At 68.4% G+C, this 22,108-nt stretch carries 24 protein-coding genes; 15 read left to right on the top strand and 9 right to left on the bottom strand.

What is annotated here, in order from left to right:
- The first annotated feature begins 58 nt into the window (after nucleotides 1-58).
- Nucleotides 59-1,240, top strand: a complete 1,182-nt coding sequence (locus LHU95_RS17470) for a M20 family metallopeptidase (protein ID WP_248708234.1) — start codon at nucleotides 59-61, stop codon at nucleotides 1,238-1,240.
- A gap of 288 nt (nucleotides 1,241-1,528) precedes the next feature.
- Here the strand turns inward: LHU95_RS17470 and LHU95_RS17465 are convergent, their stop codons facing one another.
- Nucleotides 1,529-2,278 (bottom strand): trypsin-like serine protease, encoded by a 750-nt coding sequence (locus tag LHU95_RS17465; protein ID WP_248708233.1) that lies wholly within the window; start codon nucleotides 2,276-2,278, stop codon nucleotides 1,529-1,531.
- A gap of 49 nt (nucleotides 2,279-2,327) precedes the next feature.
- Between LHU95_RS17465 and LHU95_RS17460 the strand changes: the two genes are divergently transcribed.
- The gene (locus LHU95_RS17460; protein ID WP_248708232.1) at nucleotides 2,328-3,287 is read left to right on the top strand and encodes a tripartite tricarboxylate transporter substrate-binding protein; all 960 of its coding nucleotides are present in this window, start codon (nucleotides 2,328-2,330) and stop codon (nucleotides 3,285-3,287) included.
- A gap of 126 nt (nucleotides 3,288-3,413) precedes the next feature.
- Here LHU95_RS17460 and LHU95_RS17455 read toward each other — a convergent pair whose 3' ends face one another.
- Nucleotides 3,414-4,463: an ABC transporter substrate-binding protein gene (locus tag LHU95_RS17455; protein ID WP_248708231.1), complete on the bottom strand. Its 1,050-nt coding sequence runs from the start codon at nucleotides 4,461-4,463 to the stop codon at nucleotides 3,414-3,416.
- 259 nt (nucleotides 4,464-4,722) lie between these two features.
- Between LHU95_RS17455 and rutB the strand changes: the two genes are divergently transcribed.
- The 3 genes from rutB to rutD are packed head-to-tail and all read left to right on the top strand — an operon-like array spanning nucleotide 4,723 to nucleotide 6,689.
- Complete coding sequence (gene rutB / locus LHU95_RS17450; protein ID WP_248708230.1) at nucleotides 4,723-5,445, top strand: pyrimidine utilization protein B; 723 nt, start codon at nucleotides 4,723-4,725, stop codon at nucleotides 5,443-5,445.
- Nucleotides 5,446-5,505: 60 nt separating this feature from the next.
- Nucleotides 5,506-5,928 (top strand): pyrimidine utilization protein C, encoded by a 423-nt coding sequence (gene rutC / locus LHU95_RS17445; protein ID WP_248708229.1) that lies wholly within the window; start codon nucleotides 5,506-5,508, stop codon nucleotides 5,926-5,928.
- Nucleotides 5,925-6,689: a pyrimidine utilization protein D gene (gene rutD, locus LHU95_RS17440; protein ID WP_248708228.1), complete on the top strand. Its 765-nt coding sequence runs from the start codon at nucleotides 5,925-5,927 to the stop codon at nucleotides 6,687-6,689. The genes rutC and rutD overlap by 4 nt, the downstream gene beginning before the upstream one ends.
- A 119-nt stretch (nucleotides 6,690-6,808) precedes the next feature.
- On the opposite strand, the gene LHU95_RS17435 is transcribed toward rutD, so the two are convergent.
- From LHU95_RS17435 to LHU95_RS17415, 5 genes are all read right to left on the bottom strand, one after another.
- Entirely contained in the window at nucleotides 6,809-8,173 is a 1,365-nt protein-coding gene (locus tag LHU95_RS17435) for an amidohydrolase family protein (protein WP_248708227.1), read from the bottom strand.
- The gene (locus LHU95_RS17430; protein WP_248708226.1) at nucleotides 8,170-8,967 is read right to left on the bottom strand and encodes an ABC transporter permease; all 798 of its coding nucleotides are present in this window, start codon (nucleotides 8,965-8,967) and stop codon (nucleotides 8,170-8,172) included. Before LHU95_RS17430 ends, LHU95_RS17435 begins: the two co-directional genes overlap by 4 nt.
- On the bottom strand, nucleotides 8,957-9,721 hold the full coding sequence (locus LHU95_RS17425) for an ABC transporter ATP-binding protein (RefSeq protein ID WP_248708225.1): 765 nt from the start codon (nucleotides 9,719-9,721) through the stop codon (nucleotides 8,957-8,959). The genes LHU95_RS17430 and LHU95_RS17425 overlap by 11 nt, the downstream gene beginning before the upstream one ends.
- Nucleotides 9,721-10,740, bottom strand: coding sequence for an ABC transporter substrate-binding protein (locus LHU95_RS17420; protein ID WP_248708224.1), 1,020 nt, complete (start codon nucleotides 10,738-10,740; stop codon nucleotides 9,721-9,723). The genes LHU95_RS17425 and LHU95_RS17420 overlap by 1 nt, the downstream gene beginning before the upstream one ends.
- A 172-nt stretch (nucleotides 10,741-10,912) precedes the next feature.
- Nucleotides 10,913-11,458 carry a carboxymuconolactone decarboxylase family protein gene (locus LHU95_RS17415; protein WP_248708223.1) on the bottom strand — a complete coding sequence of 182 codons (546 nt, stop codon included), beginning with the start codon at nucleotides 11,456-11,458 and terminating at the stop codon, nucleotides 10,913-10,915.
- A gap of 123 nt (nucleotides 11,459-11,581) precedes the next feature.
- Between LHU95_RS17415 and LHU95_RS17410 the strand changes: the two genes are divergently transcribed.
- The 4 genes from LHU95_RS17410 to LHU95_RS17395 are packed head-to-tail and all read left to right on the top strand — an operon-like array spanning nucleotide 11,582 to nucleotide 15,490.
- Nucleotides 11,582-12,550 (top strand): tripartite tricarboxylate transporter substrate binding protein, encoded by a 969-nt coding sequence (locus LHU95_RS17410; RefSeq protein WP_248708222.1) that lies wholly within the window; start codon nucleotides 11,582-11,584, stop codon nucleotides 12,548-12,550.
- Nucleotides 12,551-12,561: 11 nt separating this feature from the next.
- Nucleotides 12,562-13,428, top strand: a complete 867-nt coding sequence (locus tag LHU95_RS17405) for a MaoC family dehydratase N-terminal domain-containing protein (protein ID WP_248708221.1) — start codon at nucleotides 12,562-12,564, stop codon at nucleotides 13,426-13,428.
- Nucleotides 13,425-14,627, top strand: coding sequence for a CoA transferase (locus LHU95_RS17400; protein ID WP_248708220.1), 1,203 nt, complete (start codon nucleotides 13,425-13,427; stop codon nucleotides 14,625-14,627). Before LHU95_RS17405 ends, LHU95_RS17400 begins: the two co-directional genes overlap by 4 nt.
- Complete coding sequence (locus LHU95_RS17395; RefSeq protein ID WP_248708219.1) at nucleotides 14,627-15,490, top strand: CoA ester lyase; 864 nt, start codon at nucleotides 14,627-14,629, stop codon at nucleotides 15,488-15,490. Before LHU95_RS17400 ends, LHU95_RS17395 begins: the two co-directional genes overlap by 1 nt.
- Here the strand turns inward: LHU95_RS17395 and LHU95_RS17390 are convergent.
- Complete coding sequence (locus tag LHU95_RS17390; RefSeq protein WP_248708218.1) at nucleotides 15,480-15,722, bottom strand: hypothetical protein; 243 nt, start codon at nucleotides 15,720-15,722, stop codon at nucleotides 15,480-15,482. The two genes, LHU95_RS17395 and LHU95_RS17390, sit on opposite strands and share 11 nt — an antisense overlap.
- 157 nt (nucleotides 15,723-15,879) lie before the next feature.
- On the opposite strand from LHU95_RS17390, the gene LHU95_RS17385 reads away from it, so the two are divergent.
- The 5 genes from LHU95_RS17385 (at nucleotide 15,880) to LHU95_RS17365 (ending at nucleotide 19,966) form a co-directional block, all read left to right on the top strand.
- Nucleotides 15,880-16,872, top strand: coding sequence for a tripartite tricarboxylate transporter substrate binding protein (locus LHU95_RS17385; RefSeq protein WP_248708217.1), 993 nt, complete (start codon nucleotides 15,880-15,882; stop codon nucleotides 16,870-16,872).
- 90 nt (nucleotides 16,873-16,962) lie between these two features.
- Complete coding sequence (locus tag LHU95_RS17380; protein ID WP_248708216.1) at nucleotides 16,963-17,568, top strand: glutathione S-transferase family protein; 606 nt, start codon at nucleotides 16,963-16,965, stop codon at nucleotides 17,566-17,568.
- Nucleotides 17,569-17,734: 166 nt separating this feature from the next.
- The gene (locus LHU95_RS17375) at nucleotides 17,735-18,475 is read left to right on the top strand and encodes a DUF1194 domain-containing protein (RefSeq protein WP_248708215.1); all 741 of its coding nucleotides are present in this window, start codon (nucleotides 17,735-17,737) and stop codon (nucleotides 18,473-18,475) included.
- A gap of 86 nt (nucleotides 18,476-18,561) precedes the next feature.
- Nucleotides 18,562-19,269 (top strand): glutathione S-transferase N-terminal domain-containing protein, encoded by a 708-nt coding sequence (locus LHU95_RS17370; protein ID WP_248708214.1) that lies wholly within the window; start codon nucleotides 18,562-18,564, stop codon nucleotides 19,267-19,269.
- Between the two features lie 58 nt (nucleotides 19,270-19,327).
- Nucleotides 19,328-19,966, top strand: coding sequence for a VOC family protein (locus tag LHU95_RS17365; RefSeq protein WP_248708213.1), 639 nt, complete (start codon nucleotides 19,328-19,330; stop codon nucleotides 19,964-19,966).
- A gap of 123 nt (nucleotides 19,967-20,089) precedes the next feature.
- Here LHU95_RS17365 and LHU95_RS17360 read toward each other — a convergent pair whose 3' ends face one another.
- The gene (locus tag LHU95_RS17360; protein WP_248711580.1) at nucleotides 20,090-20,677 is read right to left on the bottom strand and encodes a methyltransferase domain-containing protein; all 588 of its coding nucleotides are present in this window, start codon (nucleotides 20,675-20,677) and stop codon (nucleotides 20,090-20,092) included.
- A gap of 59 nt (nucleotides 20,678-20,736) precedes the next feature.
- On the opposite strand from LHU95_RS17360, the gene LHU95_RS17355 reads away from it, so the two are divergent.
- Complete coding sequence (locus LHU95_RS17355) at nucleotides 20,737-22,104, top strand: PleD family two-component system response regulator (RefSeq protein WP_248708212.1); 1,368 nt, start codon at nucleotides 20,737-20,739, stop codon at nucleotides 22,102-22,104.
- Nucleotides 22,105-22,108 lie beyond the last annotated feature (4 nt).

Raw genomic sequence — 22,108 nt, 5'->3', positions numbered from 1 at the left:
GCCGGGAGCGCCTTCGCATGCTCGCTTGTGTCGAAACCACCGCTCTGGAGCACCCCGCATGACCGCCGAAACCGAGATCGCCAATTGGCTCGCCACCCAGCAGCAGCCGATGCTGGACGTCCTGGCCGCCATGGTGAACACCGATGGCGGCAGCTACGACAAAGCCGGCGTGGATGCCGCCGGCGCCATCGTGAAGGAATTCTGCGAAAGCCACGGCCTGGTGGTGGAGACGGTGCGGGGCGAGAAATTCGGCGACTGCATCCGCGCCATCCTGCCGCATGAAGGCGCCGCCCGCGCACGCGGCAATCACGCCCAGAACATCGTGCTGATGGGCCATCGCGACACGGTCTTCCCCAAGGGCGAGCCGACGCGCCGCCCCTTCACCATCCGCGATGGCCGCGCCTATGGGCCGGGGGTGGCGGACATGAAGGCCGGCCTCGTGATGAACATGTTCGTCCTCGCCGCCTTCAGGAAGTTCGGCGGGGCACCCGGCCCGATGGTCGGCCTTTTCACCGGCGATGAGGAAATCGGCAGCCCCGAGGGCCGCGCGGTGATCGAGGAGGAGGCGCGCGGCGCACGCGTGGTGTTCAATTCCGAGCCGGGCCGGCCCACGGGCGGCGTGGTGACGGGGCGCAAGGGCGGCGTGTTTTCCGTCTTTGAGATCGAAGGCAAGGCCGCGCATTCCGGCGGCAATTTCACCGCCGGCATCTCCGCCATCGGCGAACTGTCGCACAAGATCGTGGCGATCCATGCGCTGACCGATCTGGAGCGCGGCATCACGCTGAATGTGGGCCTGGTTTCTGGCGGGCAGAGCGTGAACACCGTCGCCCCCTCCGCCGTGGGGCAGATTGATCTGCGCTATGTGCACCCGGCCGATCGGGACGAGATCGTGGGCAAGCTGCATGAGATCGTGGCCACCAGCTATGTCCCCGGCACCAAGGCCAAGCTCACCATCAAGGGCGAATTCCTGCCGCTGACGCAGGATGAAGCGGCGGCGAAGCTGTTTGCGCTGTATCAGTCCGCGGCGGCCGATGCGGGGCTGACGGTCACGGGCGAATTCTCCGGCGGCTGCGCCGATAGCGGCTTCACCGCCGCGCAGGGCGCACCGACGATCTGCTCCGTCGGGCCCGTGGGCGGCCTCGCGCACAGCCCCGAGGAATATATGGAGGTGGCGAGCCTGGTGCCGCGCGCCCAGGCGCTGGCGCGCTCCGTGTTGCGGCTGGAGCAGGCGGGGCTTTAGCGCCTCAGCCATTCAAATGGAATCGTTTGAACGGGTGAAGATAGCGTAAAATCAGGTGTCTGGAGGTTGTGGGGTTGGCCTTTGCGAAGGGGGCAACCTCCACCAGGCAGCTGGAAGATACGCTGATAGGGTCGAGGGGCCAGCCCCTCGAGCTCCCCGGCAGGAAACTCGTTTCCTGCACCTTCATTCGGGGATTTATGCAGTCGAAGATCCAAGAAACCGGGTTGATTGGTGGGGGAGCGCGAGAGGGCAAAGCCCTCTTGCTGCCTGGCCCCATAAAGCAACCCGCTAGCGCAACGCCTCGGCAATGCTGGCCGCCGGTACGGCGAGGCCGAGGGCCGCATCCACCGATGCGCGTGAGGCGACACCCGCCACGGCCCAGCCCCCTGCCGGCAGCGCCGCCAGCACGGGGCCGCCACTCACGCCGCGCGTGCCGGCGCAGTCATGCAGCAGCATGCCGTTGCCGGTGAGGCCGATGGCGCGGCATTGCACATCGGCCAACAGCACCTCCGGCCGGTCCTGCTGGTAGCCGGCCAGCATCAGCGGCGTTCGCGTGGCGGGGATGCCGGCCATGAGCGGCAGGGTGAATTCACGCGGCGCGAGGTCACGCTCCAGCGTCAGCACCGCCCAATCCGAGCCGGGCAGGCTGCCCACGGGGTGTTGCTGGCCGGTGTGGTAGCCTGGGCCGATGCGATAGCTGACCACCTGCGCATGCGCGGCCTGGCTGCCACGGTCATAGCCCAGCAGGAAATGTACGCTGCCCGGCTGCATCAGATTTCCGGTGCGCCGCGCGATCAGGCAATGCGCCGCCGTCAGCACCAGGCGGGGGGCGATCAGCGCGCCGGTGCAGCGGCCGCCCAGTTCATGCTGCACACGGCCCAGGGCGCGCCAGGGCATGTCGCGCCGATCCACCGGGCGGCGCGGATCGTCGCGGCCGATGCCGGGCAGCATGTCACGCCGGATCGGGCGCGCTGCGTCCTGCGCATGGGCAGCCCAGGGGGATAGAAGCAGAAGCAAAAGAAGCAGGAGCCAGCGCATGCGGCGCAGCATAGCGCCGTTCTGGCGCAGCGCTTGCATCGCGCCCGGCATGACCCAAAGCATCCCCCGCCGCGCCTTGCTCGCCATGCCCGCCTTGCTGCCGATTACGGCCGCAGCCCAAAGCTTTCCGGAGCGTGGCCTGCGCATGATCGTGCCCTTCCCGCCGGGAGGTGCCGCTGATTTCCTGGGCCGTGTCGTGGCCGAGCGCATGGCGCGCGCCCTGGCCCAGCCCGTCACCATCGAGAATCGCACGGGGGCCGGCGGCAATATCGGCACGGCCGCCGCCGCCCAGGCCGAGCGGGACGGGCACACGCTGCTGCTGAACGGCGTGCCCATCGCGGTCAACCGCTTCCTCTTTGCCACGCTGCCCTTCGATGCGGAGCGTGATTTCACCCCGCTCGGCATGATCGCGCTCTCGCCCAACATCATGGTGGTGCCGGTGGGGCTGCCGGTGAACAGCGTCGCGGAATTCATCGCCCTCGCGCGCACGCGGCCGATGAACTACGCCTCCATCGGCAATGGCACCTCGCTGCATCTGGCCGGCGCGCAGTTCAACATCGCCACCGGGCTGAACCTGACCCATGTGCCCTATCGCGAGACGGGGGCGGCCAATAACGACGTGATGGCCGGCCGGGTGGAGGTGATGTTCCAGACCATCGCGGCCGCGGCCGAATTGGTGCGGGGCGGGCGGATGAAGGCGCTGGCGGTGACGAGCGCCGAGCGCGCGCCCGCCTTCGCCGAAGTGCCGACGCTGCGCGAGGCAGGGGTGGATCTCGTCTCGGTCGGCTGGTTCGGGCTGTTCGTCCCGCGCGGCACGCCGGCCGATCGTGTGGCGCGGCTGGAGGCGGAGCTGCTGGCCGCCGTGCGCGATGAGGCGGTGGCCGCGCGCATCACGGCCAGCGGCAGCATCCCGCGCGCCATGCCCGGCACTGAATTCGCCGCCTTCATCGCCGAGGAAACGCGACGCCTGGGCGAATTGGTGCGCGCAACCGGCATCCGCGCGGAGTAGTCCCGCCTCACCCAAGGTTCAAAGGAACGGGGTTTGGGGCCAATGGCCCCAACCGCCGGAGGCCCTGGTTTTTTACCCAACCAGCGCCTCCGCGGCAGCCCCCATCCCCGGACGGAGCGGCTTTCGTCAGGCCGAAGGCGCCAGCTGCCGCTCGCTCGCCGGCGGCAGGAAGCGGTCCGTATAGAAGCGGTCCGGTGTCGGCATGTCGCCCAGGTTGTAGGCCAGCTTCACCGCTTCGATCTGCCGCTGGAAGCGCGGCGCCTCGATCACGCCGAGGCCGAGGCGGCGGACATTCGGGCTGTCCACCAGCTCGGCCATCGCCATGTCCTGGCGGACGGATTCGATGGCCACATCGGTCAGCGCCTCACGCGCCTGCAGCGCCTGGATGGCGGGGGCGCGGTTGGCGAAGGCCCAGCGCATGGAGCGCAGCATGCCCTGCGTCACCGCGCGCACCGCATCGGGGTTGCGCTCCATATAGGTGCGGGTGGTGAGCAGGACGGAGCCGTAGAAGAAATCCAGCCCATGCTCGCGGTAGCGGAAGATGCGCTGCGCCGGCAGGTCCATCCCCAGCGCGCGCAGCGAGAGGGCCGTGGAGGTGACGAAGCCCGTGATGCCATCGGCGCGGCGCTGCACCAGCATGGGTTCGCGCAGCTCGGGTGCGACGGACATCCAGTTGATCGAGCTGAAGGGGATGTTGTTCACCGCGGCGAAGGCCGGAAACACCTGGCGGCCGCCATCGAATTCAGGGGCGGCCAGCGTCTTGCCGGCGAGCATGGAGATGTTGGTGATCGGCCCATCGGCGCGCACGGTCACGGCGGTCGGCGCCTGGTCCCACAGCAGCGAGACGGCGATCAGGTCATTATTCGGGTTCTGCGACATGAAGCGCAGCACGGGCGTGGGGTCGGCCATCGCCATGTCGAAGGTGCCGGCGGACATGTCGAGCGGCACGCGGGCCGAGCCGAAGCCGCGGGTGATGGTGATGTCCACGCCGGCCTCGCGGAAGAAGCCCATCCGGTCGCCGGCGATGCCGAAGGCATAGGGGCCGTTCAGGATCCAGTCGAAGGCGAAGCGCACGGTGGGGCGCGCCTGGGCGTTGGCGACATGCGGGGCGGCGAGGGCCAGCGGGGCTGCCAAGGGGGCGAGCAGCGCGGCGCGGCGGGAAAGGCGAAATTCCATGCGGAAACTCCTGTGGGGCGGGCCGGTCGGGTGGGCATACATGCCGTCCGGGGGCATGCCGCCGCAAGCGCGACGCTGAACCCGCCGCGTGGCTTCCTGCCCCCGGGTGACGTGATCAGCCCTTCCGCTTGGCACTTGCCTTCAAGATTGCCTTTTCGTAAGGCAGCAAGGGCGACCATTTCGCAAAGCGCGCGCCCGGAAGGCTGGCCCCGCCAGCGGATGGCCGAGCATCATGGGGCAAAGCCCAGGAGTGCCCCGCATGACCCATCCCGCCGGATATGCGCCCGAGGCGCCAAGCCGCGCCAGCGTGACCCTGCCTGCCCGGCCGGAGCCCATCCGGCTGAACCCGGCCGAGACGGCGATGATCATCGTGGACATGCAGAACGCCTATGCCTCGCCCGGGGGGTATCTCGACATTGCGGGCTTCGACATCGCGGGTTGCGAGGCGGTGATCCAGCGCGCGGCGGTGGCGGCCGATGCGGCGCGCAAGGCCGGCATCCAGGTGATCTATTTCCAGAATGGCTGGGACCCTGACTACAAGGAGGCCGGCACGCCAGGCTCGCCCAACTGGCACAAGTCGAACGCCCTGAAGACCATGCGCAAGCGGCCCGAACTGGCGGGCACGCTGCTGGCGAAGGGCGGCTGGGATTATGCTCTGGTGGAGGCGCTGAAGCCCCAGGCTGGGGACCTGATCGTGCCCAAGCCGCGCTATTCCGGCTTCTTCAACACCAACATAGACAGCCTGTTGCGCGCGCGCGGCATCCGCAACATCATCTTCACCGGTGTTGCCACCAATGTCTGCGTCGAAAGCTCGCTGCGGGATGCCTTCCACCTCGAGTATTTCGGCGTGGTGCTGGAGGATGCGACGCATGCGGCCGGCCCGGATTTCGCGCAGAAGGCGGCACTCTACAACATCGAGACCTTCTTCGGATGGGTCTCCACTGTCGCGGATTTCTGCGGCGCCATCGGCCAGAGGCCGTAACGGTAAATCGGCCAGGGGCCGTAACACCAAATTGCTCAATCTCCCGAGTAGGAATTCCACATGCCCTTCACCCCCGTGATTCCCGCCGGTTCCGGCAAGCCGCTGGCCCCCTATTCGCCCGGCGCCATGGCCGATGGCGTGCTCTATGTCTCGGGCACGCTGCCCTTCGACCGCGACAACAACGTGATGCATCTGGGCGATGCGGGTGCCCAGACGCGGCTGGTGCTGGAGACGATCAAGGGCGTGGTGGAAGCGGCCGGCGGCACCATGGCCGATGTGGTGATGAACCACATCTTCCTGACCGACTGGGCGCATTACGCGGCGCTGAACGCCGTCTATGCCGAGTATTTCCCGGGTGACAAGCCGGCGCGCTACTGCATCCAGTGCGGTCTGGTGAAGCCGGGCGCCCTGGTCGAGATCGCCACCGTCGCGCATATCCGCCCCTATCCGGAGCCGGTCTTCCCGAGCCATAGCGGCAAGTGAATTACGAACTCACCGGCACCGGGGATGAGGTCGTGGTGCTCTCCGCGGGGCTGGGCGGGGCTGCCGCCTTCTGGGCACCGCAGCGCGCGGCGCTGGAGGCGCGATTCCGCGTGCTCGCCTTCGACCAGCGCGGCACCGGCCGCAACGCGGAGCCGCTGCCGGAGGGCTACACGATCGGCCATATGGCCGATGACGTGATCGCCGCAATGGACATGGCCGGTGTCTCGCGCGCGCATTTCCTCGGCCATGCGTTGGGCGGGCTGGTCGGGCTTGATCTGGCGCGGCGCTTTCCGGGGCGCATGGGCCGCCTCGTGCTGGTGAATGCCTGGGCGAAGGTGGACCGCCATTCGGAGCGCTGCTTCGACATTCGCATCGGCATCCTGCACGCCCAGGGGCCGGCCGCCTATGTCGCGGCGCAGCCGCTGTTTCTGCACACCGCGCCCTATATGTCGGCCCATTACGAAAAGATCAGCGCCGAGGTCGCGCATGGCACGGCGCATTTCCAGGGGGCCGGGAACCTGCTGAAACGCATCGGCGCGCTGCGCGGCTTCGATGCGCGCGGCGATCTGGCGCGCATCACGGCGCCCACGCTGGTCGCGGCTTCGCGCGATGATCTGCTGGTCCCCTACACCGCGTCCGAGGCCCTGGCGGCGGGGCTGCCCCATGCCGAGCTGTGGATCACACCGGAGGGCGGCCACGCCTTCAGCGTGGAGCAGCCCGAGGGCTTCAACGCGAAGCTGCTGGATTTCCTGACGGCGTAGCGCGCCATGGCGAGCACTTGAAGGAGGCGGGTGCGGAAACGCGCCCCGGTGCTTCTTGCCAGCGGTCGCGGGTCACGCTCTCCGCGTGATGCCGCAGGCGGCACCGTCGACGCGCTGGATCAGCCCCCGGCGAAGGCTGCCCTGGCCTCCGGCATGTCCCAGACCTTGCGGATGGCGGTGGCACCCTCCGCCACCACGCTCGCCTCATCCACCAGGCGGTGCCGGCCGCCGGCCAGCACCAGCTGGCCATCCACCACCAGCGCATCCAGCTCCGCCCGGTGGCCCAGCCAGACCAGCGCGCGCACGGGGTCGGCCATGGGTTGCAGATGCGGGTGCGTCAGATCCACCACCGTCAGGTCGGCCGTCGCACCCAGGCTGATGCGGCCCAGATCCGGCCGTGCCACGGCATCGGCCGCCACATGGGTGACGGCGCCCAGCAACTCGCCGGCCTTGGCGACATCGGCGCGCCCGGCCTCCAGCTTGGAGATCATGCCGGCCGCACCCAATTCGCCCAGCAGATCCATGTTGTAGCCATCCGTGCCGATCACGGTGCGGATGCCCTGGGCCACGAAGCGGCCATAGGGGGCAAAGACGCCGCCGCGGGCGAAGGTGCGCGGGCAGTTGACGACCGTGGTGTTGGTGCGGGCCAGCAGCGCCAGATCCTCGGCGTCGCTGTGGATGCAATGGGCCGCGATCAGGTCCGGCCCCAGCAGCCCCACGCGCTCCAGATATTGCACGGGCGTGCAGCCATGGCGTTGGCGGCACAGCGCCACCTCATCCGCACTTTGCGCGACATGCACGGTGATGGGCACGCTCAGTGCGCGCGCGCGCATCACCGCCGCGCGCAGCAATTCGGGGCCGCAGGTGTCGGTCGCGTGCGGGCTCATCGCCAGCCTGATCCGGCCCTCGCCTTGCCCGTCCCAGAGGTCGCGCAGCCGGTCCCATTCCAGCAGGTCGGCGTTGCCGTCGTCATTGCCGACGCTCGCATATTCCATCACGCCATCCGCCCCCATGCGCGGATCGGCCGAGGAAAACACATAGGGCGCGCCCCAGAAGCGCAGGCCCAGTTCGAGGGCCGCCTGGAACATCTCGGGGATGCCGTTGCGGAAGGGCTCCAGCAGGGAGGTCGCGCCCCCCTTCATCACCTGAAGCAGGCCAAGCCGCGCCGCCGCCAGCCGCTCGGCCGAGGAAAGGCTGTTCAGCGCAAGCCGGCTAAGCGGCATGAGCAGGCGATAGACGAGGCTCGCTTCATCGCCACTCGCGCCATCCTCGGTGCGGTTGCGGACCACCATCTCGGAGAAGCAGTGATTGTGCAGGTTCATCAGGCCGGGCAGCACGAAGCGGCCGGGCGCTTCCAGCACCGTCTCGGCGCGTGGCCGGGTGCGGGTGATGGCGGCGATGCGCTGGCCTTCCACCAGCACCCAATGGTCCTCCAGCACGCCGCCCGGCGTCAGCACATGGCTGCCGAAGATGGCGAGGCTCATGCCCGTTCCTCCTGGGCCGCCCAGGGGAAGAAGACGCGCTCCACCACCACCACCGCCTGGAACAGCACGATCCCGAGGAAGGAGAGGATCAGCAGCGCGCCAAAGGCCAGTGAAGTGCGGAAGAAGGCCGTGGCCGACATGATCTGATAGCCGAGGCCCTGATCGGCCGCGACGAATTCCCCCACCACCGCGCCAACGACCGAGAAGGTCATCGCCAGCTTCAACCCGCTGAAGACGAAGGGCACCGAATAGGGCAGCCGCACCAGGAACAACTGCTGGAAGCGCGAGGCGCGCAGCGAGCGGCTGAGCTCGATCAATTCCGGCGGTGCCGCCAGCAAGCCCGTCGCGGTCGAGATCACCAGTGGGAAAAACGCGACGAGGAAAGTGACGGTGACGCGCGACGCCTCGCCCGCGCCCAGCGCCAGCACGAGGATGGGCGCCAGCGCCACCTTCGGGATGCTCTGGATCAGCACGAGGATGGGATAGACCGCATGCGCGACGTTGGGCGAGGAGGTTACCAGCACCGCCAGCGGCAGGCTGATGATGATGGAGATCACGAAGCCCAGCAGGATGGTCGTCAGCGTGGAGCCGGTGTGGCGCAGCATCACCTCCCAGGCTTCCATGGTGGCGGCGTAGATCTGCGTCGGCGCGGGCAGGATGTATTCCGGGATGCCGAAGGCGCGCACGCCCAATTCCCAGACGACGAACAGCGCGATCACGGCCAGCGTGGGCACCACCACCGGGCGCAGCGCCTGGCGCAGCTTGCGCGCCCGGCGCGCCGCGTCAGGCTGCAACGGGACGGCCGAAGATATGGCTGCGGATGCGTTCGGCACAGCGCGCGAACTCCTCGGTTGAAACCTGGCTGAAGGAACGCGGGCGCGGCAGCGCGACATCCACGATATCGGCCACGCGCCCGGGCCGCGGCGTCATGGTCACCACCTGGTCGGCCAGGATCACGGCCTCGGTGATGGAATGCGTGACAAAGAGGATGGTGCAGGGCCGCTCCGTCCAGAGGCGCAGCAATTCCAGGCTCATCTCCTCCCGCGTGAGGGCATCCAGCGCGCCGAAGGGCTCGTCCATCAGCAGGATGCGCGGCTCGTGCACCAGGGCACGGCAGATGGCGACGCGCTGCTGCATGCCGCCCGAGAGTTCGCGCGGCGTCTTGCGCTCAAAGCCGGAGAGGCCCGCCATGGCCAGCAATTCGCGCGCGCGCGCCGTGCCGGTGGCATCCAGCTTGCCCAGGATGCGCAGCGGAAACAGCACATTGGTCAGCACATCGGCCCAGGGCAGCAGGGTGGGCGCCTGGAAGACGAAGCCGACATCGGGGTGCGGGGCCGTCACCTCCCGCCCATCCAGCTGCACATGCCCCTCGCTCTTGGGCACGAGGCCGGCGACCAGGCGCAGCAGCGTGGATTTGCCGCAGCCCGATTGGCCGACCAATGCCGTGAAGCTGCCATCAGCCACGGTGAGGGAGACGCCGGAGAGCGCCTGCACCTCATGCCCATCGGCCGCCTCGAAGCGTTTGCCGACGCCGTCCAGACTGATCATCAGCGCGGCGGCGGCGCGTAACGCGTATCCACGAATTGGCTCACATCCGCATCGGCCGGATGGTTCTGCGAGAGGGCGACGACGCGATAGGTCTCCTGCAAGCGTGCGCGGTCGGCTTGCCCGAAATTCGCCAGCGCCTGGGCATCGGGGAACATGTACTCATACATGATCCGCATGCTGCCGGCCGCGTCATCGGCCGCCACATCCGGGTGGCGGCGATTATGCAGCCGTGCGGCCTCATCCACATTGTCCTTGGCCCAGAGGTAGCTTTCATGCACGGCTGCCAGGAAGCGGCGCACCAACTCGGGGTTGGTGCGGATCGTCTCCTCCGTCGCGGTCCAGCAATAGGAGTAGATGCGGAAGCCGTGCTCGGCGAAGGGAATGGCGCGGATGCGCTGGCCCATGCGCTCGGCCTGCTTGTTCTGGTAATAGAGGTGGGTCGCAAAGAGCGGCGCGCCATCCACCCGGCGGGTGATGAGCATCGGCGCCATGGCCGCCGAATCCACCGTGATCCAGCGCACGGTCGAGGGGTCCAGCCCGTTCATCCGCGCGACGAGCGGGAAGTAGATGAAGTGGCTGTTGCCCGGCGTTGTCGCCAGCGTGCGGCCGGCCAGTTGCTGGATGCTGGTGATGCCGCTGCTCTCCAGCACAAAGAGCGAATGGGGTGACATGGCGTGCTGCATCATGATGCAGCGCACCGGCGCATTCTCGCGCATGCGGGCATCCATCACGGCCGAGATGTCGCCATCGCCGAAGGGCGATGCGCCAGCCGCGATGCGGCGCACCGCATCGCCCGAACCACGGCCGGTGCTGTAGGTCAGCTCGATATTCTGGCGACGAAACACGCCACGCTCGATGCCGGCCGAAATCGGCGCGTATTCGCCCGTCGGCAGCCAGGAATACTGGAAATGCACGCGGTCCTGTGCCGCGGCGATTCCAGGTGCGAGCAGCAGGGCCGCGGCGGCGATGGAGCGGCGGAAGAGCCGGGCCATGCGGCCCGAATGGTTGGCGTGCGTCATCTTGGCCCCTTGCAGTGGCATGATGTTGTGTGTGCAGCGCTATCCCTTGGTCATGAGGCTAGGCCCGCATCCGGCAGCCGCGCAAGCGCCACGCGATTCATGCGTTGGGAATGAAAGGCGGATGCGAATATCCATGGGCGGTTCCCTGGCCGATGATGCCATCGCGGCCGGCTCAGGCCGGCAGCGGGAAGCGCTCCAGATAGGGCTGGTATTCCGGCTCCACATCAATGGCGAGGCTCGCCAGCATGCGCACCACGGCGCAGTAGAAGGCGGCCGTGACGGTCAAATCCACCATCTGCTCGTTGGTCATATGGGCCTGAAGTTCGGAAAAACTCTCGGCCGACATGCCGCCGGCATAAACTTCGCGCGTGCCCTTCAGCACCAGCTTCGCCAGCGGCTCCAGGCTGTTGGGCCGGCCTTCGCTCTCGGCGATCAGGGCTTCGATATCCGCATCCGTCACGCCGAACTCATGGCCGATCTTGATGTGGTGCGACCATTCATAGGGCGATCGCGCCAGCCAGCCGATTTGCAGGATGGCCAGTTCCCGCAGGCGCGGGTCAATCTTCGCCTCAAAGCGGATATACATGCCCAGCCCGCTGAAGGCGCGTGAGGCGCCCGGGCTGTTCACCATGCAGCGATGCAGCGTGATCATCCGCTTCAGCAGCGGGCGATCCGCCTCGGCCAGATCCTCGGGGTTGAGATAGGGCAGGCGTGCCATGGTGTTCCTCCTGGATGCTTGGCGCCAGCCTGGAATGCGCGGCGCCGCTTGAACAGGGGGCGGCACTTTGACCCATGCCGCGTTCAGGGAAAGAATGCGGCAAAACAATCGGGAAGAGACCGCATGATCGCCGCAACACGCCGCGCTGCAATGCTGGGCGCGCTCGCCATGCCCAGCCTGGCCCGTGCCGCCTGGCCGGAGCGCTCCATCCGCCTGCTGGTGCCCTATGGCGGCGGTGGGCAGACCGACATCGTCTCCCGCGTCACGGCCGAGGCGCTCACGCAGCGCCTGGGGCAAATAGTCCTGGCCGATAACCGGCCCGGTGGCGCCGGCAACCTGGCGGCCGAGACGCTGGCCCGCGCGCCCGCCGATGGCTACACGCTGATGGTCGCCACCATGGGCACGAATAGCGGCATCAATGCGCTGATGTATCGCGCGCTGGGCTATGATTGGGAGCGGGATTTCGCGCCCATCGGGCAGTTCTGCGCGACGAGCAATGTGCTGCTGGTGCACAACTCCATCCCCGCCACGGGCTTCCCGGAGCTGATCGCCTGGATTCGCGCCAATCCCGGCCGCTTCACCTATGCCTCGGCCGGTGTCGGCGCCATCACCCATCTCATCATGGAGGATCTGGGCGCGCGGCTCGGGCTTGAGATGGTGCATGTGCCCTATCGGCAGAGCACCCAGGCGATGACGGACCTGCTCTCGGGCCGCGTGCATGCTCGTTGCCTGGGCCTGCCCGAGGGCGAGACGGTGCGCGGCATGCAAAGCATCCGCGCCGTCGCCGTCACCAGCGCCGAGCGGCGGGAGAATTGGCCGGGTGTGCCGACCATGGCCGAGACGGTGCCGGGCTTTGTCGGCTCCTCCTATTTCGGCCTCACCGCCCGCGCCGGCACGCCGCCCGAGGCGATTGCCCGCATCTCCGAGGCATTGAACGATGCGCTGGGCGATCCGCGCGTGCAGGGTGCCTATGCGCGCGTCGGCGCTGATCCGGCGCCGCCACATACACCGGCCGATTTCCAGCGCGTCATTCGCGCCGCGCATGACCAATGGGCGCCGCTGATCCGCCGCCTCAACCTCGTCGCCGAATAGGACAGAGCCCCATGGATTTCGTGGTCGCCATCGAGAAGGTTCGGCAGGAATGGCTGGGCCGCGCGCGGATCATCGAGGATGACGTCTCGCCCAGCATGCTGCGGCGGATTGCCGCCATGCTGGACCTCGACCCGGATGCCTATCCGCGCGGCGCGATCCTGCCGACGCACTGGGTGTCGCTGTTCGCGCAGGAGAGCGCGCGCCAGGGCGATATCGGCGTGGACGGCCACCCCGATCCGGGTGTCACGCTGCCGCCGATCCCGCTGCCGCGCCGCATGGGGGCGGGGCGGCGCGTGCGCCTGCCGGGCAGCTTTCGCGTGGGCGATGCGCTGGTAAAGCGCACCGAGGTCGCGGCGATCGAGCCAAAGAAGGCGCGCACCGGCACCATCTGCGTGCTGACCATGCGGCACAGCTATGAGGTGGCGGGCCAGACCATCGCGGTGGATGAGTTCGACGCGATCTATCGCGAGGCCGTGGCACCCGGCGCGCCTTCGCCGGTCAATCCCGGCACGCCCGCGCCGGAGGATGCCGCCTGGAGCCAGGCCGCGCAGGTCTCCAACGCGCTGGTGTTTCGCTATTCCGCCGTGACCTGGAACGCGCATCGCATCCACTACGACGCGGATTACGCGCGGCAGGAGGAGGGCTATCCGGCGCTGGTGCAGAATGGCGGGCTGACCATGCAATTGCTGCTGGATGCAGCCGTTGCGAATGCGCCGGGGCAGCGCCTCATCGGCTATACCGCACGGCTGACGCGGCCGATCTATGTCGGCGCGCGCATCACGCTCGCCGGCAGCACGGTGGCGGGCGGCCAGATGCGTGCCTGGGTCGCGGATGAGGATGGAAAACTCTGCGCCGAGATGGAGCTGGACTTCGCATGAGCGGACCTCTCGATGGCGTGAAGGTGGTGGACCTCACCACCGTCGTGGTCGGCCCCATCGCCACGCGCACGCTGGCCGATCAGGGGGCGGAGGTGATCAAGGTGGAAGCGCCGGGCGGGGATATCCTGCGCTTCCTGGCCGCCGGCAGCCGCACGCCCGCGATGAGCGGGAAGTTCATCAACTTCAACCGCAACAAGCGCAGCATCGGCCTCGACATCAAGCAGCCCGAGGGCCTGGCCGCGATGAAGGCGCTGATCGCCCGCGCCGATGTCTTCGTCACCAATGTGCGGCCGCAGGGGCTGGAGCGCGCGGGGCTGGATTTCGCCTCGCTTTCCGCCAGCAATCCCCGCCTGATCCATTGCGGCATCGTCGCCTTCGGCCGCGGCGGGCGGTACTACAACCGCCCGGCCTATGATCCGATCATCCAGTCGCTCTCAGGGGTCGCCGGCACCTTCCACCGCGCGACCGGGGAGCCGCGCTTCGTGCCCATGGTGATGACCGACCACACGACGGGGCTGATCGCCGCGCAATCCGTCGGCTTCGCGCTCTATCGCCGCGAGAAGACCGGCGTGGGTGAGGCGATCGAGGTGCCGATGTTCGAGAATATGGCGAGCTTCGTGATGAGCGAGCATCTGGGCGCTGCCACCTTCGACCCGCCCGAGGGGCCTTCGGGCGATGCAAGGCTGCTCTCGCCCGACTACCGCCCGCTGCCCACGCTGGATGGCTACCTCACGGTGCGGCCCAACAACAACGGTCAGGCCTTCGCCTTTTTCGATGCGATTGGCCGGCCGGAACTGAAAGACGATCCGCGCTTCCGAACGGCGCTGACCCGCACGCAGAATGCGCCCGACTACTTCCGCGTCCAGGTGGAAGCGCTGGCGACGAAAACCACCGCCGAATGGCTGGACATCTTCGCTGAGGCCGATGTGCCGGCCGGCCCCTATAACGAGATAGATGACCTGCTGGAGGACCCGCATTTGCAGGATGTCGGCTTCTGGCATTTCGACGAGCACCCGACCGAAGGCCGCATCCGCCGCACCAGCGTGCCCAATACCTTCAGTGGGGGCATGCGCGAGGCGGTGCTGCCCGCCCCGCAACTGGGCCGCCACACGCGCGAGGTGCTGCGCGAACTCGGCCATGACGAGGCGGCGATCACCGCCATGCTGACCAGCGGCGCCGCTTTCGAAGGGGTTGCGTGATGCTGCATTGGCGCTCCCTGCTCTTCGTGCCCGCCACGGCCGAGAAATTCGTGGCCCGCGCGCATACCCGCGGGGCCGATGTGATCATCCTCGACCTGGAGGACAGCATCCCGCCCGACGCCAAGCAAGCGGCGCGGGCCGCGCTGCCAGCCGCAGCCAGGCTCGTCGGCCAGGCGGGCGTCGATGTCTGCGTGCGGATCAATCGCGCGCTGGAGATGAGCATCCCCGACATCGCGGCCAGCGTGATGCCGGAGGTGACCGTCCTCATGCTCCCCAAGCTGATGGGGCCCGAGCATGTGAAGCTGCTGAGCGAAGTGGTGGCTGCGCGCGAAGCGGCCCTTGGCCTGCGCATCGGCCATACGCGCTTCATCGGCGTGGTAGAAACGCCGCAGGCCCTGCCGGCACTCGCCGCCATCGCCAGCGCCGATCCGCGCATGGCGGCCCTGGGTGTGGGCAGCGAGGATCTGAGCACCGAGCTGGAAGCCGTGCCGGGGGCCGATGCGCTCTATGTCTTCGGCATGATGGCGGTGGCCGCCGCGCGCGGGGCGGGCATCCTGCCGCTCGGCTCCATCGGCGCCTTCGCCGATTTCTCGGATCTTGAGGCCTATCGTGCCTCCCTGCGGCGTTCGCGGCGGCTGGGCTTTGGCTGCACCGCCTGCATCCATCCGGCGCAGGTGCTCATCATCAACGAGGAATACGGGCCATCGCCCGCCGAGGTGGAGCGCGCGCGACGGCTGATCGCGGCCTTCGAGGCAGCGCTGGCGGAAGGGCAGGGGGCCGTCGCCTTCGAGGGCGCGATGATTGACCTGCCGGTGGTGGAGCGGGCGCGGCGGCTGCTCGCCCGCGCGCGGCCTATTCCGTGATCAGCTTTTCCTTGGCCAGGGCGACCAGCTGCAGCAGGGCGCCGGCCAGGGCCATGCGATCCCGTGGGTCATCGCCGGCCATGGGGTGGCTTTCCGCCTCGCGCCGCATCCGGCTGGCGAATTGATCGAGCATGCCCGCCGGGTCCGGCGTCTGGCGCGCCTCGGCCACCAGCAGGCGTGACACGACGGCCTCCAGCGCGGCGAGGCGAATATCGGGGTCAAGCTGGCGCATGCGGGTTCTCCAGGATTCGGCGTGGGGCCATGGTGCCGCGCAACCCTGGCCGCCGGCAATGCCCGCCATGCCCGGCGGGATGCCCTGCCGCCACGCCATGCTTGACGCGCCTTGCCGCCGGGCCGCAGCGTTCCGCCAAAGCAGGAGGAGACGCAGCATGAAATCACGCGGCACAGGAATCCCACACCGAGGCATCACGCGCCGGCCCCTGCTCGCGCTGCCGGCACTTCTGGCGGCACCGGCATGGGCGCAGGCCTGGCCGGCGCGGCCCATTCGCCTGATCGTTCCCTTCGGCCCGGGGGGCCCGACCGACGTGGTGGCGCGCATCCTGGCGCATGGGCTCTCGCCCGCGCTGGGGCAGCCCATCGTGATCGAGAATCGCGGCGGCGCCGGCGGCAATATCGGCGTCTCGCTCGCCGCGCGCGCCGCACCGGATGGCTATACCCTGCTGGTCACCTCCACCGGCTTCGTCGTGAACCCAAGCCTTTCCCGCAATGCGGGCTATGACCCGATCCGGGATTTCGCGCCGATCAGCGAACTCGCAGCCTCGCCCGATGTGTTCCTGGCGGGCGCGGCTTCGCCGATCCGCAGCCTGGATGAGCTGATTGCCCGCACGCGCGCGACACCTGGCGGGCTGCATTTCGCCAATCCGGGCACCGGCTCCACGCCGCATCTGGCCGGTGAGAGGCTGGCCATCGAGCGCGGCGTCAGCTTCGTGCAGGTGACCCACAGCAGTGCAGCACTCTGCGTCCAGGCGCTGCTGGCGGGCACGACGGAGATCGGCGCCACGGCGCTCGCGTCCTCGCATGCGCAGATCAAGGGGGGGCGTCTGCGTGCCCTGGCCCTGACTGGCCCCGAGCGGTGGTTCGACCTGCCCGAGGTGCCGACCATGCGCGAATTGGGCAATGCCGATTTCGTGACGGAGACCTTCCTCAGCCTCTTCGCGCCGGCCGGCACGCCGGCTCCCATCATCGAGCGTCTGGCGCAGCAGGTAAGCGCCGTGATGGGCGATGCCGAAACCCGGGAGCGGATGCGCAATGCCGGCTTCATCGTGCGGCCGGATGGGCCGGAGGCGCTCGCCAATCGCGTGGCGCGGGAGGTGCCGGCCTGGCGTGCCCTGATCGCCCGGGCCGGAATTGCCGTGGAATAGCCCGGCCCCGCCGCCCGCGCCCCTGGGGCGGGGCTTGCCCGCGCGCGCCGGGTGCGGCCAAGTGATGGCTCATATGAGGGTAAATCGCACATGCAACTCGTCGGCCGCACCCTGTCCCCCTTCGTCCGCCGCGTCGCCGTGACGCTGAGCGTCTATGGCATGCCGTTCGAGAGCCTGCCGCTCTCCACCGTGAGTGATGGCGATGCCATCCGGGGCTACAATCCGGTGGGCCGCGTGCCCTCGCTGATCCTGGATGGCGGCGAGGTGCTGATCGATTCCAGCGCCATCATTGATCATCTGGACGAGGTGGCGGGTGCGGCGGCCCTGACGCCGCGGGCGGGGGCGGAACGCCGCCAGGTGCTGCGCACCGTGCAGCTCGCCCTTGGTGCGACCGAGAAAAGCGTCGCGGCCTATTACGAAGGCCAGCGCCGGCCGGAGGGGCTGACCTGGCCGGAGGGGCTGGCCAATCTCGAAGCGCAGGCGGCCGCCGGCTATGCCGCGCTGGAGGCGATGCTGACCGGCGATTTCCTGTGCCTCGGGCGCCTGACCCAGGCCGATGTGACGGCGCTCTTCGGCCATGATTTCGTGGCGCGCGTGATGCCGGGCCTGATCGAGGGCCGTTTCCCGCGCCTCACCGCGCTTTCGGCCCGGCTGAATGCCGACCCCCGAATCGCGGCCACGGCCTTCAAGGGCTGACGCTTCAGGGTTTCTTAAGCGGAATGACGCAGCCTTCCCTGGCCGTACATCGCCATTTTTGCTGCGCTGCACAATTTAGGTCTTGCGCTCTGACCAAATTCGCTTAGATCGGAATCATCACGGGAAGAATCACTGGCACGGCTCCACCGCATTGAAGGGGGCTCGCATGCTTCGTCGTCATCTCATCACCGCAGCACTCGCCGCGCCGGTGGTGTTCCGCACCCAGGCCGCCCGCGCCACCGAGCCCGTGGATGTGGAACTGGTTCTGGCTGTGGACGTCTCCCGCTCGGTGGATAATGAAGAGCAGGAGATGCAGTTCAACGGCTATGCCGCCGCCTTCCGGGACCGGCGCCTGGTCGAAGCCATGGCGCGCGGGCCGGTCGGCTCCATCGCCTGCACCCTCTTCACCTGGTCGGATTGGAATATCCAGGAGCATCTGATCCCCTGGATGAAGCTGGATGGCCCGCAGGCGGCCGAGCGCTTCGCCCAGGCGATCGATGCCGCCCCCAGGCGCACGCATCTCTACACCTCCATCTCGGGTGCCATGGATTTCGCGGCCCGCCTCTTTGGCCAGGGCTTTGAAGGCACGCGCCGCGTCGTGGATATCTCGGGCGATGGCATCAACAATTCGGGCCGGGAAGTGGGTGCGGCGCGTGAGGATGCGCTGAACCAGGGCATCGTGCTGAACGGCCTCGCCGTGCTGGACCGCACGCCGCCCCCGCCGGGGCTGGGGGCCATGCAGCCGCTCGATGAATATTACCGGGAGCGGGTGATCGGCGGGCCTGGCGCCTTCCTGATGGTGGCCGATGGCTTCGAGAGCTTCGAGCAGGCGGTGCGCCGCAAGATCATCCGCGAGGTGGCCGTGGCCCCGCCGCCCGGCCCCCTGGTGGAACGCGCCTTCGGCTGATGGTTGAGATCCAGCGGTGGCGCATGCCGCCGCTGGACGTTGCCCTGCGTTGTCTCCATCGTTCCCTTCGGAACCGAGGAGGCCCCATGCCCGCCCCCCTTCGCCTGCACACCTGGCCCACGCCCAACGGGCACAAGGTGCATATCCTGCTGGAGGAGATCGGCCTGCCTTACGAGGTGGTGCCGGTGGATATCCGCCAGGGCGCGCAGTTCCGGCCGGAATTCCTGGCCATCACGCCCAATCACCGCATCCCCGCGATCGAAGATCCGGACGGTCCGGATGGAAGCCCACTCGTGCTGTTCGAGAGTGCGGCCATCATGATCTATCTCTGCGAGAAGACGGGCAGTCCGCTGCTGCCCGCCTCGGGTGCGGCGCGGCACATCTGCCTGCAATGGCTGATGTTCCAGATGGGTGGCGTCGGGCCGATGTTCGGCCAGTACAGCCATTTCGCGCTGTATGAGGCGCAGAAGATCGAACCCGCCATCGCGCGATATGGCCGCGAGGTGCAGCGCCTGCATCGCGTGCTCGACAAGCGTCTGGCCGAAAGCGCCTATCTGGGGGGCGCCGATTACACCATCGCCGATATCGCGACTTTTCCCTGGGTGCGGGACCCCGCACGGCGCCACATTGATCTCGCGCATTTCCCGCATGTGCAACGGTGGCATGATGCCATCGCCGCCCGCCCCGCTGTTCAGCGGGGTGTCGCGGTCCTCGCCGCGCAACAGCGGCCGGGTTTCATGACCGAGGAGGAACGCGAGAACATGTTCGGTGCCACCCAGTTCCAGGCCAGGTGACCCATGGCCTGTCCCGCCCGCCCCTTACTGCCCGCCCCATCTGATTGGACGCTGACACATGGCTGACATTGATCACATCGTTCTTGGCGCCCGCACGCTGGAGGAGGGTGCCGCCTTCATCACGCGCCTGCTGGGTGTTGCGCCGCAGCCGGGCGGCAAGCATGAGGGGGCGGGCACGCATAACCTGCTGCTCGGCCTGGGGCCCGATTGCTACCTCGAGATCATCGCCCCCGATCCCGACCAGCCCGAGCCCGCGCATCCGCGCCTCTTCGACCTCGATGACCCCGCGACGCGCACGATGCTGGAGGCGGAGCCGCGCCTGCTGAGCTGGGTCGCGCGCACACCCTCCATGGATGCGGTGATGGCCCGGCTGGGGCCACGCGGCGGCACGGTGCGGGAGATGAAGCGCGGGGACCTCGCCTGGCGTTTCGCCGTGCCCCCGCAGCGGCAGGACATGGACAACCTGATTCCGCCGATGATCGAATGGAAGGGCGAACGCGCCGGCCGCCACCTGCATGACAGTCATTTCCGCCTGGGCGCGCTGGAAGCCGAGCACCCCGAGGCGGATGCGTTGCGCAGCGCGCTGGAGGAGCGCGGCCTGGGGGCCGCACTTCGCGTCAAGCGTGGGCCGCATGCGCGGCTGATCGCGCACCTGCGCGGCCCGGACGGGGCCGAACATACGCTCACCAGCGGCTGACATGGGTGGCCGGGCGTGGCGGCATCGAAAGCACCGATCGCGCCGATCGGGGAGGGCCCCTCCTCGGCGCGGTCAGGTCATGCTAATTCAAGTTGCATGTCAGGAATGATGCAACCGGGGGAATCATCGGGCGGGGCTGGGGCGGTAGCGCCACACGCTCGCCGGCGGGAAATTCGCCAGCGTGAAGGCCATGCGGCGCGCCGCCATGCCGAGCTTGCCGTAAGGCAGGGGCGAGGTGGCGCAGTAGCTATAGAGCAGGAAGCCACGCCCGGGCGCCACGCTCTCCACCGCGTCGCGAAAGGCCTTCTGCCGCTCCAGCGGCAGCAGCACCAGCGGAATGCCGCAGATGGCCGTGCCGATCTGCCCGTGCAGATGGGCGGGCAGGGTGTTCCGGAGATCAAAGGCATCGCCGCAGATCACATTCACGCCGGGCAGTGCGGTGCGCAGGAATTCGGCCATCTCGGGCACGATCTCGACGACGATCAGCTTCTGCGCGGGCACGCCGGCGGCCAGCAGCGCGGCCGAGATGACGCCGGTGCCGGCGCCGAGTTCCAGCACGTATTCATCCGGGCCGCGCTCCACGGCCGCCGCGATCCTGCGGCACAGCGCCGGCGAGGAGGGGATGATCGAGCCCATCTGCAGCGGATTGCGCAGCCAGCGGCGGAAAAAGAGGCTCTTATTGGCGGCCGGTTCGGGCCGGTCGAGGGTCATTTCGGACACATCACGCTCCTGTTGCCTTGCGTGCCTGACCTGAGGGGAAATTCCAGCCGATGACCGCCCGCATCCTCGCGGTGGATGACATCGCGGCCAATCTCCGCCTCCTCGAAGCCAAGCTTCAGGCCGAGTATTACGAAGTCCTGCTCGCCTCCAGCGGCCAGGAGGCGCTGACGATAGCTTTCACACAAATGCCCGATGTCATTCTTCTGGATGTCATGATGCCGGGCATGGATGGCTATCAAGTGTGCACGGCGCTCAAGGCCGATGCACGCACCCAGCACATCCCCGTGGTCATGGTGACGGCCCTGACCGACAGCACGGAGCGAGTCCGCGGCCTGGAAGTCGGCGCCGATGACTTTCTCTCGAAGCCGGTGGATGACGCGACACTGTTTGCCCGCCTGCGCGCCCTGCTGCGCGTGAAGCAGGTGCAGGATGCCTGGCGCCTGCGCGCCGAGACGGCCCGCGATCTGGGCCTGGAAAGCGCGCCCGAGCCGCTGGTCTCGGTCGCTGGGGCGCGAGCCCTGGTGATGGCCGACAACCCCGACGAAGTGGCCGTGGTCCGTGCCGCGCTGGAGGCCGATGGCCTGAAGCTCACCGCCGTCGCTTCCATCGAGGAAGCGCAGAAGCTGCTCGGCAAGGGCGATTTCGACCTGGCCCTGCTGGCGCTGCCGCCCGATGCGACGGAGGTGCTGCGCCTGGCCTCCCGCCTGCGCGCCCAGAACAACACGCGGGACCTGCCGCTGCTGCTGTTGGCCGATACGGCGCAAAAGACCCAGGTGCTGCGTGGCTTCGACCTCGGCGCCAATGATCACGCCTTCCGCCCGCTCGACCCCAATGAGCTGCGCGCCCGCGCCCGCAACCAGATCCGCCGCAAGCGCTATCAGGAACGCCTGCGGGCCGAGCTGGACCGCTCGCTGGAAATGGCCGTCACGGACCAGCTGACGGGCCTGCGCAACCGCCGCTATGTGCGCCGGCACCTCGATGGGCTGCTGCGGACCGAGGAAGCGGCTGTTCTGCTGGTGGATATTGATAAGTTCAAATCCATCAACGACACGCATGGCCACAATATCGGCGATGCCGCCCTGCGCGATGTGGCCGAGCGCCTGCGCATCCAGCTGCGTGCCGCCGACGTCGTGGCGCGATATGGCGGGGAGGAATTCCTGGCCGTGCTGACCGGCGCGCCCAGCGCCTATGCGCTGATCGTGGCGGACCGCCTGCGGGAGGCCATCGCGGCGGAGCCGGTGCGGGTGGGCGAATTGGTGGTGCCCATCACCATCAGTATTGGCGTCGCCGTGGGCGGACCTGGCGTCCCGGCGGAACAACTCATCGGCTCGGCCGATGAGGCGCTGTACCGGGCCAAGCGTGACGGCCGCAACCGCGCCTATCTGGCGGATCCTGAGCTGGACAAATCAGCGCACTGACCGG

This window comes from Sediminicoccus sp. KRV36 (genome assembly GCF_023243115.1).
Lineage (GTDB): Bacteria > Pseudomonadota > Alphaproteobacteria > Acetobacterales > Acetobacteraceae > Roseococcus.
Note: the sequence above shows the minus strand (reverse complement) of the source record. Positions and strands in the feature narration are given on the sequence as shown.